At 63.4% G+C, this 14,501-nt stretch carries 14 protein-coding genes; 6 read left to right on the top strand and 8 right to left on the bottom strand.

What is annotated here, in order from left to right; genetic code table 11:
* Positions 1-52: 52 nt before the first annotated feature.
* Complete coding sequence (locus DOM56_RS07065) at positions 53-529, bottom strand: MarR family transcriptional regulator (protein WP_110708137.1); 477 nt, start codon at positions 527-529, stop codon at positions 53-55.
* A gap of 412 nt (positions 530-941) precedes the next feature.
* Between DOM56_RS07065 and DOM56_RS07060 the strand changes: the two genes are divergently transcribed.
* The 5 genes from DOM56_RS07060 to xseA all read left to right on the top strand — a co-directional run bounded on the left by DOM56_RS07060 (position 942) and on the right by xseA (position 4,492).
* A complete protein-coding gene (locus DOM56_RS07060; RefSeq protein WP_232822215.1) occupies positions 942-1,565 on the top strand; it encodes a DsbA family protein in 624 nt (207 codons plus the stop codon).
* Positions 1,566-1,612: 47 nt separating this feature from the next.
* The gene (locus DOM56_RS07055) at positions 1,613-1,936 is read left to right on the top strand and encodes a multidrug efflux SMR transporter (RefSeq protein WP_198655709.1); all 324 of its coding nucleotides are present in this window, start codon (positions 1,613-1,615) and stop codon (positions 1,934-1,936) included.
* Positions 1,937-2,003: 67 nt separating this feature from the next.
* Complete coding sequence (locus DOM56_RS07050) at positions 2,004-2,396, top strand: multidrug efflux SMR transporter (protein ID WP_110708135.1); 393 nt, start codon at positions 2,004-2,006, stop codon at positions 2,394-2,396.
* 81 nt (positions 2,397-2,477) lie between these two features.
* Positions 2,478-2,960 (top strand): nucleoside deaminase, encoded by a 483-nt coding sequence (locus DOM56_RS07045; protein ID WP_110708134.1) that lies wholly within the window; start codon positions 2,478-2,480, stop codon positions 2,958-2,960.
* Positions 2,961-3,109: 149 nt separating this feature from the next.
* A complete protein-coding gene (gene xseA / locus DOM56_RS07040) occupies positions 3,110-4,492 on the top strand; it encodes an exodeoxyribonuclease VII large subunit (RefSeq protein ID WP_110708133.1) in 1,383 nt (460 codons plus the stop codon).
* Positions 4,493-4,506: 14 nt separating this feature from the next.
* Here xseA and DOM56_RS07035 read toward each other — a convergent pair whose 3' ends face one another.
* On the bottom strand, positions 4,507-5,313 hold the full coding sequence (locus DOM56_RS07035; protein ID WP_110708132.1) for an NAD(P)H-dependent oxidoreductase: 807 nt from the start codon (positions 5,311-5,313) through the stop codon (positions 4,507-4,509).
* Positions 5,314-5,427: 114 nt separating this feature from the next.
* On the opposite strand from DOM56_RS07035, the gene DOM56_RS07030 reads away from it, so the two are divergent.
* Complete coding sequence (locus DOM56_RS07030) at positions 5,428-6,363, top strand: LysR family transcriptional regulator (RefSeq protein WP_110708131.1); 936 nt, start codon at positions 5,428-5,430, stop codon at positions 6,361-6,363.
* A 124-nt stretch (positions 6,364-6,487) separates the two neighbouring features.
* On the opposite strand, the gene glrR is transcribed toward DOM56_RS07030, so the two are convergent.
* The 6 genes from glrR to DOM56_RS07000 all read right to left on the bottom strand — a co-directional run bounded on the left by glrR (position 6,488) and on the right by DOM56_RS07000 (position 14,414).
* Positions 6,488-7,867 (bottom strand): two-component system response regulator GlrR, encoded by a 1,380-nt coding sequence (glrR, locus tag DOM56_RS07025; RefSeq protein ID WP_110599029.1) that lies wholly within the window; start codon positions 7,865-7,867, stop codon positions 6,488-6,490.
* A 206-nt stretch (positions 7,868-8,073) separates the two neighbouring features.
* Complete coding sequence (locus DOM56_RS07020; RefSeq protein ID WP_110708130.1) at positions 8,074-8,616, bottom strand: hypothetical protein; 543 nt, start codon at positions 8,614-8,616, stop codon at positions 8,074-8,076.
* Positions 8,601-10,124: an ATP-binding protein gene (locus DOM56_RS07015; protein ID WP_110708627.1), complete on the bottom strand. Its 1,524-nt coding sequence runs from the start codon at positions 10,122-10,124 to the stop codon at positions 8,601-8,603. The genes DOM56_RS07020 and DOM56_RS07015 overlap by 16 nt, the downstream gene beginning before the upstream one ends.
* Positions 10,125-10,978: 854 nt before the next feature.
* Positions 10,979-12,289 (bottom strand): amino-acid N-acetyltransferase, encoded by a 1,311-nt coding sequence (gene argA, locus DOM56_RS07010; RefSeq protein ID WP_110708129.1) that lies wholly within the window; start codon positions 12,287-12,289, stop codon positions 10,979-10,981.
* Positions 12,290-12,409: 120 nt separating this feature from the next.
* Entirely contained in the window at positions 12,410-13,678 is a 1,269-nt protein-coding gene (locus tag DOM56_RS07005) for an inorganic phosphate transporter (RefSeq protein ID WP_110598833.1), read from the bottom strand.
* A gap of 55 nt (positions 13,679-13,733) precedes the next feature.
* Positions 13,734-14,414: a TIGR00153 family protein gene (locus DOM56_RS07000; protein WP_110598834.1), complete on the bottom strand. Its 681-nt coding sequence runs from the start codon at positions 14,412-14,414 to the stop codon at positions 13,734-13,736.
* Between the last annotated feature and the right edge of the window lie 87 nt (positions 14,415-14,501).

The raw sequence follows: 14,501 nt of genomic DNA, 5'->3' as shown, positions 1-14,501 counted from the left end.
CCGGCTGGTGGATTCGTGTAAGGCGTGCTCATGGCGCACTTTTCCCGCCAAGTCACGGTTTCCCTACGACATCCTCCCGCTCGGTGGCATGTTCGGGGGAGCCATGGCACGCCAGGATCTGCCGCAGACAAGAGACAATCTCTGAGCTTGTCTTCGTCTGAGAAGCCTCGTCAAGCGCCGCCTCCAGGAAGCCATCGTAGTCTTGGCTTGCCTCGGCGTGAATCTGCCGTCCACGCTTGGTGATGACGGTATAAACGCCACGCTTATCGTCTGGGCAGACATCGCGAATCGTATGCCCATTGCGTTCCATGCGCTCGACAAGCCGAGTCACGGAACTCTGATTCAACCCGAGCCTCTTCGCTAGCTCCTGCATTCTCAACTCAGCATCAGGTTCGGCGGCGAGCAAGTGTAGAGCGCGATATTCGGTCAAACCCAAGCCATGCTGGCGCTGAAGGCTCTTGGCAACCTGATGCTCGACGGACTCGAAAACCCCTTTCAAGCTCTGCCACATCACCGACGGTGACGTCATAGCGGTCCTCATTTGGCGACAACCCTGGAACCAACATGGTTGTATACACATACAATATTCAATGAACCGTCCCATGACCAGCTATTCAGGACTGCTCCCACCGCCTGAGGAGTGGGACTAACGCTAATGGCTCTGAAGCGCCAATGGTTCTTTCGTACTGCCGACGGAATGAATCCAACGTCAGTCACCAATGGGTTGGCGTCCTATAGGGAGTCTATAAAATATAATTCTATCAAAGAGTTAAAACTGAATTCATCCTGAAGCAAATCATCTCAAAAATACTTGCATGTGCAAGCATATTGACAGCGGCGAGAGCGCCCCCGTAGATTTCAGATACTTGCATGTGCAAGTAAATTCTCGATTGTTGGCACCATCGATCTCAATCGATTAACGGGAACAAGGGGAGATGAGCATGCCCATCACGATCTATACCGACTATGTCTGCCCTTACTGCCTGCTGGCAGAGCACGTCATTGAGGATGTCATCGAAGGGCTGGACGTCGATATCCATTGGCGGCCCTACGAACTGCGGCCGGAGCCGGTGCCGACCCTTCGTATAGAGGATCCCTATCTTCCAACGGTCTGGAAACAATCGGTGTACCCGATGGCCGAGCGTCTCGGCGTGCCGATCAAACTGCCCTCACTGTCGCCCCAGCCACGCACTGACAAGGCGTTCGAGGTCTTCGCCATGGCCGATGAGCAAGGGCTTGGACACGCGTTCTCGATGCGTGTCCTGCAAGCATTCTTCCAGGAAGAAAAGGATATCGGCCACGCAGAAACATTGGCTGAGCTGGGCGCAGAGGTAGGTCTCGAGCGCAAGGCCGTTCTCCGGGCGCTGGCTGACGGTACTTATCGTGAGCAGCATCGGGAAGCCCTTCGCCACGCGCGCGAGGACATGGCGATCACCTCTGTCCCCACCATAGTGGTCGGCGAGCAGATCTTCCGTGGCATTCCCTCTCCGGGTGAACTGCGCCGGGCTGTCGACCGGATCACCACTCCCGCCCATGCCACAGAAGTGGCAGTTAACCCACGCTAACCCCAGCAAACAGGGGCGTCACTCACTTCGCTTCAGGAGCATTCATCATGATCAGTTGGGTTTATCTTGGTATCGCTGTGCTGTTTGAAATTGCTGTCGCCTTTTCGGCCGGCAACGCTCAGGGCTTCACCCGTCTGTGGTGGACCATCGCTACCCTCGTCAGCGGCGCCATTGCCACTTTCTTCCTCAGCCTTGCCCTGCTCGAGTTCGATGTGGGCGTGGGCTATTCCATCTGGACCTCGGTGGCTGGCGTGGGAATCGTCGTGATTGGCGCCGTGTTCTTCCAAGAGCGTCTCAACCTGAGAAAGCTATCCGGCATTGCCTTGGTGATAGGCGGCGTCATCGGGCTTCGGCTCAGTGGGGCTACCTGAGGCCAAGCGCGAGACATAACCGTAATTACGCCATCCACAGTATTACTGACTATTAAAGGAAAATGTCATGTCCAACACTGCTAGCAATCAAACCAGTACCAGTCGCGCCTGGGTCATGCTACTTCTCGCTGGCGCGTTCGAAATTGTCTATGCCCTCAGCGTCGCGGGAAGCCAAGCCTTCACCGTGCTGAGTTGGTCTATTTCCGCGATCGTGTTCTTCCTACTCACTCTGTACGCCTTGAGCGTGGCCCTGAAAACGATCGACGTCGGCATTGGCTACGCCGTATGGGCGGGAATCGGCGCAGTGGGCTCGGCCGTCTTCGGCAGTGTTCTGCTCGATCAATCCCTGACGCCCCCCCAAGCATTCTGGTTGGCCGTGATCATCGCCGGGGTTATCTGGTTGAAACTCGCCAGCAGCGAGAAGTTACAGCCGGAGAAATCAGAGTTAGTGGCTTCCTGAAGCTTAACGCCTCTCTAGCAAAGGGGGTGGTTTATTCTCGCTCACCCTATCGCTCGGACAATTTCACCACTGGAGAAACCCATGGCGACTACTCCCCCGGACCACATCATTCGCCTCATGGAAGATGTTGTCGCGTACTCCATGGAGCATGTCCGTAGCGGCGGCATCCCGTTCGCGGCCTATGTTGTCGACGACAAAAGAAATTTGCTGGGTCGTGGGGTCAACCGCGTTTTTGAGCACCATGACCCTACCGCTCATGCAGAGGTCGAGGCCATCCGTGATGCATGTAGGAGTAAGGGTGTCACTAACCTACGCGGCTCCACATTGCTGGCCTCGGGAGAACCCTGCGCCATGTGTTACCTCAACGCACTGTTCTCGGGTATTGGGGAGGTGATTTACGCCGTCGACCGGGACAGTGCCGCCAAAGCGGGCTTCGATTACCGCAGCACGTATCAGGTGCTGGCCGGTTTCCCCGATCGCTGGTCCATGAAGGTTCGCAAGTACGCCACGACTCACGCTACCGAGCCGTTCAATCTCTGGAGACAAAAAAGAACCTCGCGGTGAACACTCCTTAGGACAACGTCTAGACCAACCCATTATCAGCGGTAGCAGAAGATTTTCGATGACTGCTATTGGCCTGACGCCCGAACACCGAGGCAAGCGACCATGACGGGAGTGATAGACTGCCCCTTTGTTCGACTTGCGAGGCTTCGATGGACGCCACCGGTACTCCCCCCCTCTCCGTCAGCGATCTCAACCGTCAGGCCCGCCAGATGCTGGAGCGCGGATTCGGCGACTGCTGGGTCGAGGGCGAGATTTCGGGGCTGGCGCGGCCTGCGTCCGGGCATATCTACTTCAGCCTGAAAGACGCCAAGGCCCAGCTCAAGTGCGCGTTCTTCCGCAACCGGGCGAGCCTGTCGCGCACGCCGCTGAAGGATGGCGACCGGATCAAGGTTCGCGGCCGGGTATCGATCTTCGAGCCGCGTGGCGACTACCAGTTGATTGTCGATGCCGTGCAGCCCAGCGGCGAAGGCGAGCTGATGGCGGCTTACGAACGGCTCAAGCGCCAGCTGAGTGCCGAGGGCATGTTCGCCAACGCGCGACCGCTGCCCTACCCGCCCCGCCATCTGGCCCTGATCACCTCGCCCACCGGCGCGGCCATTCGCGATGTGCTTGCGGTGCTGCAGGCGCGCTGGCCGATGGTGCGCGTCAGCGTGTTCCCGTCGCCGGTGCAGGGTCGCGAGGCACCGCCGGCGCTGATCCGCGCGCTGGCCTTGGTCAATCGCCAGGCGCGGCGGGACGCCGAGACGCCGGTCGCGGCGCGGGCACCAGGTGCCCCTGAGCCATTCGACGCCGTGCTGATCACCCGCGGCGGTGGCAGCCTGGAAGACCTGTGGGCGTTCAACGACGAACATCTGGTCCGGGCGATCTACCACTCGGCGCTACCGGTGATGGCGGCCATCGGTCACGAGGTCGACACGACCCTGGCCGAGTTTGCCGCCGACGTGCGGGCGCCGACCCCCTCCGCCGCCGCCGAACGGCTGGTGCCGGATCGCCGCGATCTCGAGGCGACGCTGAGTCAGCAGCGGAGAAGGCTCCTTCAGGCGTGGCGCGGGCGCTTCAATGCCGAATCCCAGCGCCTCGATCACCTGCGTGCCCGGCTGCGCCATCCCGGTGAACGCCTCGCCCAGCAGCGCCAGCATCTGGCGGGGCTGGATCGTCGCCTGCAACTGGCGATGCAGCAGCGCCTGCAGCGGGATCGTCAGCGGCTCGAGACCGCCACCCGGCGCTTCGCGCGCCACGACCCGAGCCGTACCTTGCGCCAATCGCGGGAGCGCGTGGACCAGCTACGCCAGCGACTGGAAAGCGCCCAGCAGCGCCAGCTGCAGCGGGAACGCCAGCGGCTGGAGGGGGTGGCCCGGGAGCTCAACGCGGTCAGCCCGCTGGCCGTGCTGGGACGGGGCTACTCGATCCTGCAGGACGACGACGGCCAGGTCGTGCGCGCCGCCAGCCAGACCCAGCCGGGCCAGATGCTCACCGCCCGCCTCGGTGAGGGGCGCCTGAAGCTGGAGGTGAAGCGGCGGCTGAAGCGCTGAGCCATTCGCGGCCGCTAAGCGAGCCGCTCTTCGGGATCCCCCGGCTGCACCAGATGGATTCGCGTGCCGCCCTCGCCTTGACCCAGCCCAGGTTTGAGCCGCTGATCGGTATCGTAGTGTCCGCCGTTCTGGCACCGATAGGCGATCGGCGCGTCGCTGAACAACCCCGCCAGGCGCTGCTCGAGATCCGTCGCTACCTGCTGCCAGCCGGCATCGTCCAGGCGATCGCTCGAATAGACCGGAAACGGCGGCATGACCGCCAGCCCGGGATAAAATAGCGTGCCGTGGTGGATCGGCCACAGAATCTCCTCCAGGCTGCCATTGACGCCGCGATCGCTGTAGTGGCGCGCACGCCCGCCGATCGGCACCATCAGCATTGCCCGACGACCGGCCAGCACGCCTTCGCCGTAACGATCGCCCCAACGTTCCCCACCGTGTTCACCGACCCCGTAGGCAAACCCGAAAGCGAACACCCGGTCGACCCAACCCTTGAGAATCGCGGGCATGCCGAACCACCACAGCGGGAAGCTGAACAGCACCGCATCGGCCCACAAGAGCTCGCGCTGCTCGGCGGCAATATCGAGCGCCTGGGTGTCGGAGGCATAGGCGTGGCGGGATTCGGCGATGTAGCTCAGGCGCTCCGGGTCGACGGTGTCGGTGAAATCCTCGCGATCGGCGAGCGCCTTCCACCCCATGGCGTAGAGGTCCGAGACCCGGACCTCGTGCCCCTGTGCCTGCAGGAACTCCACCGCCAGGTCCTTCAGCGCGCTGGTCAGCGACTGAGGCTCGGGGTGGGCGTGGACGATCAAAATATGGCTCATGGTCCGGTTCCTCGTTGTAGAAACGATCGGGGAAATGTTCGGGTTCGGAACCTGATCTTGAGGCGTCATCTGGTATTGTAGAAATCCAATATTTTATGGCTTGGTATCAACCGAATGGATATCGAACGGCTGGACCTGAATCTGCTGGTGACCCTCGACACCTTGCTGGTGGAGCGCAATGTGAGTCGCGCCGCAAAGCGGCTGCATCTCAGCCAGCCGGCGATCTCCACTCGCCTGACCCGGCTGCGCGAGCTGCTGGGCGACCCACTGCTGCTGCCCGCCCAGCGTGGCATGATCCCCACCCAGCGCGCGCTCGAACTCCAGGCGCCACTGCACGCCGCCATTGAGGGCGTGCGCCAGGTCGTCGCCACCGGCAGCCCGTTCGAACCGGCCACGGCCAAGGCCACGGTCGCCATCGCGGCCAGCGACTATGTGCAGTATTCGGTCCTGATGCCGTTGGCGCTGGCCCTTAGCCGGGAGGCGCCGGGGCTCAGGATCGCCTGGCGGACGATAGATACCGAAATCCTGGATGCGCAAATGGCGCGTGGAGAAGTCGACCTGGCCTTGACCACCCCCGGGACGGCACCGGACAACCTGCGCATGCGCACGCTCTATCGCGAGGAGTACGTCGCCATCGTGCGCCCGGACCACCCTGCCTTGTCGGAACCGCTCGATCTCGAAACCTTTTGCCGGGTGGATCACGTCATCGTCTCGCCGGAAGGCGGCGGCTTTCACGGCCCCGTGGACGATGCCCTGGCCGCCGTCGGCCGGTCCCGCCGCGTGGCATTGTCGGCGCCGGGATTCCTGGTGGTGCCGGAGATCGTTGCGCGCAGCGACATGATCGCGCTGGTCCCCACCCGGGTCGCCGGGGACCGCGTCGGCCGGATCCGGCTGCTGGCTCCGCCGCTTCCCGTTCCCGGCTTCGATATGGCCATGGTCTGGCACGAGCGCACCACCACCCACCCGCTGCACCGATGGCTGCGCCAGCGAATCGGCGAACTGGCTTCGGATGCGCGGGAGGATGGCGGGGAGATGCCGACGCGTGCCTAGCCCGATGAAATGAAAAACCCGATTCGGCAGGGTCATGCCGAATCGGGTGGTCGCCCATCGAGGGGGTCGTGTCAGTTGGCCGGCTGCCTCGCCTTGGCGAGTTCGGAGCGCCGGCCGGTGGAGATCAGCCAGCCTGCTCCGGCATCGCGCTCGGCTTGAAGCTGCCGGGATCGAGGTCGTGGCGCGCGAGCAGCTTGTAGAAGTCGGTGCGGTTACGCCCGGCGATGCGTGCCGCCTGGGTGACGTTGCCTTCGGTGATCTTGAGCACCTTGATCAGATAGCCACGCTCGAAGCCGGCGCGCGCCTCACTGAACGAGGGCAGCGCGTTCTCCTCGGCGGCCAGCGCCTGGGAGACCAGCGCTTCCGGAATCATCGGCGTGCTGGTCAGCGCCACGCACTGCTCGACCACGTTGACGAGCTGGCGCACGTTGCCCGGCCAGCCGCTGGAGGCGAGCAGGTTGAGCGCCTCGGGCGAGAAGCCCTTGACGAACGGCTTATGTCGCGCGGAAACCTGCGCCACCATGTGCTTGGCCAGCAGCGGGATGTCCTCGGCGCGATCGCGCAGCGGGGGCAGCTTGAGATTGACCACGTTTAGGCGGTAGTAGAGATCCTCGCGGAAATCGCCTTCGTGCATGGCACGGTCAAGATCGCGGTGAGTGGCGGAGATGATCCGCACGTCGATCGGGAACGACTTGGTGCTGCCCAGCGGACGGACCTGACGCTCCTGAAGCACCCGCAGCAGCTTGACCTGCAGCGGCAACGGCATGTCGCCGATCTCGTCGAGGAATAGCGTGCCGCCGTCGGCGGCCAGGAACAGCCCCTCGTGCTGGCTGACCGCGCCGGTGAAGGCGCCCCGGGCGTGACCGAACAGTTCGCTCTCCAGCAGTTGCTCCGGTAACGCGCCGCAGTTGATCGCCACGAACGGCTTGTCGGCGCGGGGGCTGGCCTGGTGCATCGCGTTGGCCAGCAGCTCCTTGCCGCTGCCGCTGGGGCCGGTCAGCAGCACGCTGACGTCGGAGGCGGCGACCATGTAGGCCTGCTCGAGAATACGCTCCATCTGCGGGCTGCGGGTGATGATCTGGGATCGCCACGCCTCGCCACCCTCGCCGCGGGTGGTCGGCGTCTGCTTGAGCGCCTCGTCGATCGCCTCGAACAGCTCGTCGCGGTCGACCGGCTTGGTCAGGAAACTGAACACACCCTGGCGCGTGGCGCTGACGGCATCCGGGATCGAGCCATGGGCGGTGAGGATGATCACCGGCATCCCCGGCATGCGACGCTGCAACTCATGGAACAGCGCCAGGCCGTCCATCTCGTCCATGCGAAGATCGGATAGCACCAGGTCCGGCGAGGTCTCTTCGACATGTGTCAGCGCTTCGCGACCGCTCTCGGCGGTGGTCACGCGGAACCCGCGGCTTTCCAGACGCATCCCGAGCAGCTTCAGCAGGCTGGTATCGTCGTCGACCAGCAGAATGTGAGCCGTGGTATCGCTCTTGCCGGGCTGCATGGCCGGCGTCCGTACCGGGCGGGGCTTCTGAGCTTCTGTATTCAATGACATGGGATTTGCACCTCCTGCCACCGCTTGTACCTTATCGCTGCCGATCAGGCTGTGTCACGTTCGTTGTGACGCGGTCGCGCGCGCCGAGATATGGCCTGGCATCGCGCGGATGGCTTGGTTTTACGTGAGTGTTGTCGCGCGCAGCTTGCGCGTCGTTAGTCGCGGGCGTTGATCGTCCGCTCGATATCGGTCAACGCTTCGAGCTTGTCCGACATCTCCTTGAGCTGTTGCTTCAGCTTCTCGTTTTCCTGCTTCAGTGCCCGCGTATCATTGCCTCCCGCCCGCTGACTCCCGTTCGTGCCTCGCGAGGCGTAGAGTTGCCGACGCTCCTCGAGTTCGTTAAGCCATTGCTGCAGCAGGGGCTGCAACCGGGCCGGCGCCGAACCGATCGAAGCCTTGTAGAAATTCGAGGCCTGGGCCCATTGAGCGGGGCCATCCCAGGAGAGCACCACGGCTCGCACGGCCTTCTGGTCCATGCGGCTGCGACCGACCCGTTCCAGCACCTCGTCGCGCCACTCGTCGTCGCCCCGCTGCGCTTCCAGACCGAACGCGACCCAGGAGTCGACCAGGCAGACATTGTCGGCGTAGGTGGGGATGTCGCCACAGCCATACTGCTTGGGTTCGCTGGACAATGACTGGCAACCCACCAGCGCCAGCATGCCGAACAGGGCGAGCGACGTTCTTATCTGACTGACCATGTCTCTTTCCTTGCCTCACCGCCCGGAAACGTATCGTCCGGCGCGGCCTCATTATCGTATTGCGCGCCGCGCACCGGCGCGCTAGCCCACGGCAGCGTGAGCCGGAAGCAGACGGGCAATTCGGTATCATCCACCAGCGCCAGCTTTCCGTGCTGCAATCGGGCACAGTCCGCGGCGACCGAGAGTCCGATGCCGGAGCCCTTGAGCGGCCCCTTGCGACGCGCACTGCCCTGGTAGAACGCTTCGAAAAGGTGCTCGCGATCCGACTCGGCAATGGGCTCCCCGCTGTTGGCGACATCCAGTGCCAGCCAGTCGCGCTGATGGGTGGCGCGAATCACCAGTTCGCCACCGTCGCTGCCATAGGCGATGGCGTTGGAGATCAGGTTGTCCAGCACCCGGGCCGTGCGCTCCCGATCCGCCTGCCAGGTCAGCGGATGATGCGGACTTCTGACCTGCATGCCCTTGTTGTCGAGTGCCAGGCGGTGCTTGGAGAGAACCTCCTGGATGACCGTCGCGACATCGAACTGGGTGACCTTCATTCGGCGACTGTTCTGCAGCAGATTGTAATCCAGGAGCTGCTCGATCAAGGTCTGCAGCTCCAGGCCATTTTCGTCGATCAGCCGCACGACCTCGCTCTGGCGCTCGTTGAGCTCCCCGGCCACGCCGTCGGACAACAGTGACGTGCCCTCGCGAACGCTGGCCAGCGGCGTTTTCAGCTCATGCGACATGTGGCGCAGGAACTGCTGCTTCTGCGCTTCGAGTTCGGACAACCGACCCGACAGCCAGGTCAGCCGCTCGCCCAACTGGACCAGCTCGGCGGGCCCCTGGATGCGGGTGGGCGTGTCACTGTGATCGCCACTGCCGAGGCCGAAGATCCGGCGCTCGAGCTGACGGATCGGGCGAGTGATCAGCCAGGTGAAGAACAGCATCAGCATCAGGCTGGCGGAAACCAGGGCGGCGGTCTGCATCCACAGCCGGGCCTTCACCGCGTCGGCCTGTTCGCGGATATCGGCGATGCGCGCGTCGATCAGGTCGTTGGTGGCATCCCTCACCGCATCTGACTCCGCGGCAAATCCCGAGAACCGCTGCAGGAACGCCCCCATATCACCGTCGACCGACGAAGGCGGCAGAACCCGGAGTTGCCGGAAGCGCTCGACCAGCGACCGAAAGTCAGGATTGTCGCGCATCAGCGGCTCGTGCTGTTGGAGCAGCTCACCGAACTGCCGGGCCTTCTGGTTGTAGATATCGCGCAGGCCCTCCTCTTCGATCACCGCATACTGGCGGGCGCTGCGCTCCATCTGCAGCGCCAGCGAGCTCAACATGCGGGCGCGGCGGGTCTCCTCGACGGCCTGGCGAGCACTCTGGTCGGCCAGGCTCGAGAGCTGCGACAACGCCTGCCCGGCCTGGAACATCAGCACGGCTATCGGCAGCATGACGACGACGAACGCCAGCAGTACCAGTTGCAAAAGCGAGCGCGGCCGCCAACGTCGGGAGAGCTCGGTGGTCATGAGATTCGCTCTGTGCAGGATGCCCATTGGGGTCATGGATCGTTCCGCAAGGATAACATCTTTGTTGAAAGCCCATTCAGGTCGAACCGTTGAGCGCGAATCCGCACTTCAGCCGCCGGTCGACAGTGCCGGTGCCGATCGTTGGCGGGAAATCCACTCAAAAAAAGAGGGCCGGCAGAGCCGGCCCAAGGTACGCAGGGAACTGAAGGGTCGAGAACGACCTTGAAACACTGCCTGAATCAGCTATTCGAGATCGCTCCCGTGGCCCGAAGGCCTCGAAGCCAGTATTCGACTGAGCCATTCAGGGGCTATCGAATACCGGGGCGGCGAACCGCCTGCTTCGTCTTCGAGCCGGTCGCCGGGGGTGATCCAGCGGCCGACTGCAATGGGTCCCCTCTCACGAGGGGGAAGGCTTCCTTGCCGGGGCATCCTTGCCCAAGTGGTGCATCTCCTTGCCCGATGGGCCACACCCGTCTCATCGCAACCTAAGTCACACATCGCGTGGAGCGGACGCTGACGAATCCTGAAGGCCCTGCACAGGGTAGTCGAGGCACCTGCCAGGATTCGGCGAGCCGAGTCCGAGGACATCGTCTCGTCGCTCTCGACCTATGCTGTTGCGATAGCCGTGCCAATATTTTAAAAATCAAACAATATCAATAGCTTGAAAAATCACACTTTCCATCTTCCGGGCCGCCGGCCGCCGATTGCCGCGGAGGGCCGAAAAAAAGGGTCGAAAACGTCGGCTTTGACCGACGCTTTTCGACCCCATTTATCATATTTCAACAAAATCAAATACTTGACGCGTCTCCGATTGGAGACACCATGATGGCAAACCGGCCGATTCAGGTGTCGCTTTACAGCGACTTGAGCAGCACCTTGGAGCGCCGGGCCTGATCGTAGGTCCCGCGCTTGAGGTCCGGCAGCGCTTCCGGCGTGGCGAGCGAGAAGCCGCGCTCCACGAACCAGTGGGTGGTATGGGTGGTCAGGGCGAACAACTTAGTGAACCCTCGGCGACGCGCGCGGCGCTCTATCTCGGTCAGCAACGTTTCCCCTCGGGTTCCCCGGCGATAGTCGGTGTGCACGGCCAGACAGGCGAGTTCTCCCATCTTCGCTTCAGCGTAGCCATGCAGCGCCGCACAGCCGATCGCCATGCCGTCGCGGTCGATCACCACGTAATCCTCGATCTCGTGTTCGAGCCGCTCGCGGGTCCGAGCCACCAGCATGCCACTGGCCTCGAGCGGCTTGAGCAGGGCCAGCAGGCCACCGACGTCATCCAGCACGGCCTGGCGCAGCAGCTCGTAGCGATTCTGGGTGATCATGGTGCCGACGCCATCGCGGGTGAACAGCTCGCCGAGCAGGGCGTCATGATCGCGCCACGACAACAGGTGGGTACGACCAACACCGTGACGGGCCGCGCCGCAGGCGGCGCTGAGGTGGCGGGAGAGTTCGCTGCCGGGGCTGGCCCGTTCGCGCAGGATATCGGCCTCGTCGGGGGTCAACTGGCGCTGCAGTTGGCCGTCGTCGTCGTGCAGTCCGGCCGACTCGCCGAGCAGGATCAGCTTGTCGGCCTTTAGCGAGACCGCCACGTGCTGGGCGATCTCCGAGGCATCGAGGTCGAAGACCTCTCCCGTACGGGAGTAGCCCAGGGGAGGCAGGATCACCAGGTTGCCGCCGGCGAGCAGGCTCTCGATGGCCTCGCTGCGGACCCGGCGCACTTCCCCGCTGTGGTCGAAATCCACGCCGCCGCGCACGCCCAGCGGCTTGGCCGAGACCAGGTTGCCAGAAACCGCCGTCAGCTCCACGCCGTGCAACGGTGTGTTGGGCAGCCCCAGGGAGAGCTGGGCCTCCAGCTCGAGTCGGTGGACCGCCGCGATCCGCTCGACATGATCCATGATCTCGCGATCGGCCACCCAGCGTCCGTCGACGTGAACCGGCTCGATCTCGGCACTCTCGAGAGCGGCGGCGACCTGGGGCCGAATGCCGTAGACGAGCACCACCCTCACGCCCAGGGTATGGACCAGTGCCAGATCCTGCAGCAACTGCCCCCGCCACGATGACGCCATCGCCTCGCCCTCCACCAGAATGACGAAGGTCTTGCCACGGTGGGCGTTGACGTAGGGCGATGAGTGGCGAAACCAATCGACGAAGGGAAAACGCGAGTCCAAGGGGTTGACGCTCCGGCAGTGAGACAGGGCTCTGACGAGTCTGCGCCAACTATACCAGAGCGTCTCGGGGCCGGTAGACCGGCCCGTCGCTGACGGAGCGTTGCGGCGCAGCGCGAGCCGTCAGCCGAACATGCCCTTGAACATGAAGAAGAAGGCGATGGAGAGTAGCGCGCCAGCCGGCAGGGTAATCAGCCAGGAGAGCACGATCGAGCCGAGCACGCGCAGGTTGAGTGCCGCCATGCCGCGCGCCAGCCCCACCCCGAGTACCGCGCCGACCAGCGTGTGCGTGGTCGAGATCGGCAAGCCGGTACCGGAGGCCAGCACGACGGTGGAAGCGGCGGAGAGCGTCGCCGCGAAACCGCGGCTCGGGGTCAGCTCGGTGATCCCGGTGCCGACGGTGGCGATGACCTTGTGGCCATAGGTCACGAGTCCGACCACGATCCCGCCGCCGCCGAGCACCAGGACCCACCACGGCATGGTGGCCGAGCCGGTCACGCTGCCGCTGTTCTCGACCACGCTGATGACCGCCGCCAGCGGGCCAACCGCGTTGGCGACATCGTTCGAGCCGTGCGCGAAGGCCATGGCGCAGGCGGTGAACATCATCAACACGCCGAAGATGCGCTCCACGCTGGAGAAGTCGTAGTTGCTGCGCGCCCGCCGATCGCCGCGATTGATGCGGTTTTCCAGCAGCAGGCCGAACATCATGATGACGACGCCGAACGCCACCGCCAGCAACAGGCTCTCGCCGAAGGTCAGGTGCAGGCCGACGTGGGACAGCCCCTTGACCAGGGTCACCATCGAGACGATGAAACCGACCAGGAAGATATACCCCGGCACGTAGCGCTTGGCCGCCGCGAACGGATCAGGGTTGTCGAAGATCAGCACCTGCACGGAACGGAACAGCATGAAGGCGAACACCCCCGCGATCAGCGGCGAGGTGATCCAACTGAGTGCGATCGTTCCCACCGACCCCCAGTTGACCGACTGGACCCCGAGCCCGGCCACCGCGAACCCGACGATGGCGCCGACGATGGAGTGGGTGGTGGAGACCGGCCAGCCCTTCATTGATGCGATCATCAACCACGATCCGGCCGCCAGCAGCGACGCCAGCATGCCGTAGATCAGCATCTGGGGGTCACTCTCCAGCAGGCCGGGGTCGATGATGCCCTTGCGGATCGTTTCGGTGACCTGCCCCCCGGCCAGCCAGGCGCCGAGGAATTCGAAGATCACCGCGATGATGATCGCCTGCTTGATGGTGATCGCCTTGGAGCCGACCGAGGTTCCCATGGCATTGGCGACATCGTTGGCACCAACCCCCCATGCCATGAAGAAACCGAAGACACAGGCGAGAATGATGAAGACATCACCGTATTGCGCAATGATGGACATAGGCTTTGTTCGCTTGAGTGGCGTGACGAAGGCGTAGAATGACGAAGACCCGCGTTCAGCGGGCCGTCAGTATCTGCAGGCGGCTACCCACGCGCTCGGCGCGGTCGGATAGTTCACCGATCCATTCGATGATTTTATAGAGGAAGATGACATCGACCGGCGGCAGTTCCGCCTCGAGCTGGAACAGCTGGCGGCGGATCGCGACCTGCTGATCGTCGGCCTGGTGCTCGAGATCGTGCAGTTCTCTGATCAGTTCGTGCATCACGTCGGAGACATTGCGACCGAAGCCCGACTCGAGCAGGTCCTCGAGTTCTTCCAGCGCCTTGCGCGCCTGGTCGACGGTGTCCACGGCGGTCCGCAGGTAGTCGCGCATCGGCTCCGCCAGCGGCTCGGGAATGCTCATGTTGCGACCGAGCATGATCCCGGTGATATCCCGGGCCTTGTTGGCGATCTTGTCCTGAACGCTGATCAGCTCCAGCAGGTCGGAACGCGACACCGGCAGAAACATGGTGTTGGGCAGGTTGAGGCGCAGTTGCGTCTTGAGCTCGTCCGCCTCGTGCTCGAGCCGGGTGATCGCCTCGCGATACTTGCGAGCTTCTTCCCAGTCGCCTCCCAGCGCGGCATCGAAGAAAGGCAGCAACTGGCCGGCGCATTCGCTGGTCTTGACGATGTGAGCCAGGAGCGGTTGGAACGGCGATCGTCCAAACAGCGCCGAGAACGGATTGGTACTCACCATAACGTGGCCTGGATGCGTTGGAAGTGGCGGCGCCAGTATAATGATTGCGTCTGGATGCGTCATGAAAAATTCATGTTACGCCCCCGG

The sequence above is a fragment of the Salinicola sp. CR57 genome, from assembly GCF_003206585.1.
In the GTDB taxonomy this organism is placed as follows: Bacteria; Pseudomonadota; Gammaproteobacteria; order Pseudomonadales; family Halomonadaceae; genus Salinicola; species Salinicola lusitanus.
Note: the sequence above shows the minus strand (reverse complement) of the source record. Positions and strands in the feature narration are given on the sequence as shown.

Excerpts from the sequence above, each read along its gene's own strand:
- DOM56_RS07065 (WP_110708137.1), bottom strand. The coding sequence starts at position 529 with ATGACGTCACCGTCGGTGATGTGGCAGAGCTTGAAAGGGGTTTTCGAG.
- DOM56_RS07060 (WP_232822215.1), top strand. The coding sequence starts at position 942 with ATGCCCATCACGATCTATACCGACTATGTCTGCCCTTACTGCCTGCTG.
- DOM56_RS07055 (WP_198655709.1), top strand. The coding sequence starts at position 1,613 with ATGATCAGTTGGGTTTATCTTGGTATCGCTGTGCTGTTTGAAATTGCT.
- DOM56_RS07050 (WP_110708135.1), top strand. The coding sequence starts at position 2,004 with ATGTCCAACACTGCTAGCAATCAAACCAGTACCAGTCGCGCCTGGGTC.
- DOM56_RS07045 (WP_110708134.1), top strand. The coding sequence starts at position 2,478 with ATGGCGACTACTCCCCCGGACCACATCATTCGCCTCATGGAAGATGTT.
- xseA (WP_110708133.1), top strand. The coding sequence starts at position 3,110 with ATGGACGCCACCGGTACTCCCCCCCTCTCCGTCAGCGATCTCAACCGT.
- DOM56_RS07035 (WP_110708132.1), bottom strand. The coding sequence starts at position 5,313 with ATGAGCCATATTTTGATCGTCCACGCCCACCCCGAGCCTCAGTCGCTG.
- DOM56_RS07030 (WP_110708131.1), top strand. The coding sequence starts at position 5,428 with ATGGATATCGAACGGCTGGACCTGAATCTGCTGGTGACCCTCGACACC.
- glrR (WP_110599029.1), bottom strand. The coding sequence starts at position 7,867 with ATGCAGCCCGGCAAGAGCGATACCACGGCTCACATTCTGCTGGTCGAC.
- DOM56_RS07020 (WP_110708130.1), bottom strand. The coding sequence starts at position 8,616 with ATGGTCAGTCAGATAAGAACGTCGCTCGCCCTGTTCGGCATGCTGGCG.
- DOM56_RS07015 (WP_110708627.1), bottom strand. The coding sequence starts at position 10,124 with ATGACCACCGAGCTCTCCCGACGTTGGCGGCCGCGCTCGCTTTTGCAA.
- DOM56_RS07005 (WP_110598833.1), bottom strand. The coding sequence starts at position 13,678 with ATGTCCATCATTGCGCAATACGGTGATGTCTTCATCATTCTCGCCTGT.
- DOM56_RS07000 (WP_110598834.1), bottom strand. The coding sequence starts at position 14,414 with ATGGTGAGTACCAATCCGTTCTCGGCGCTGTTTGGACGATCGCCGTTC.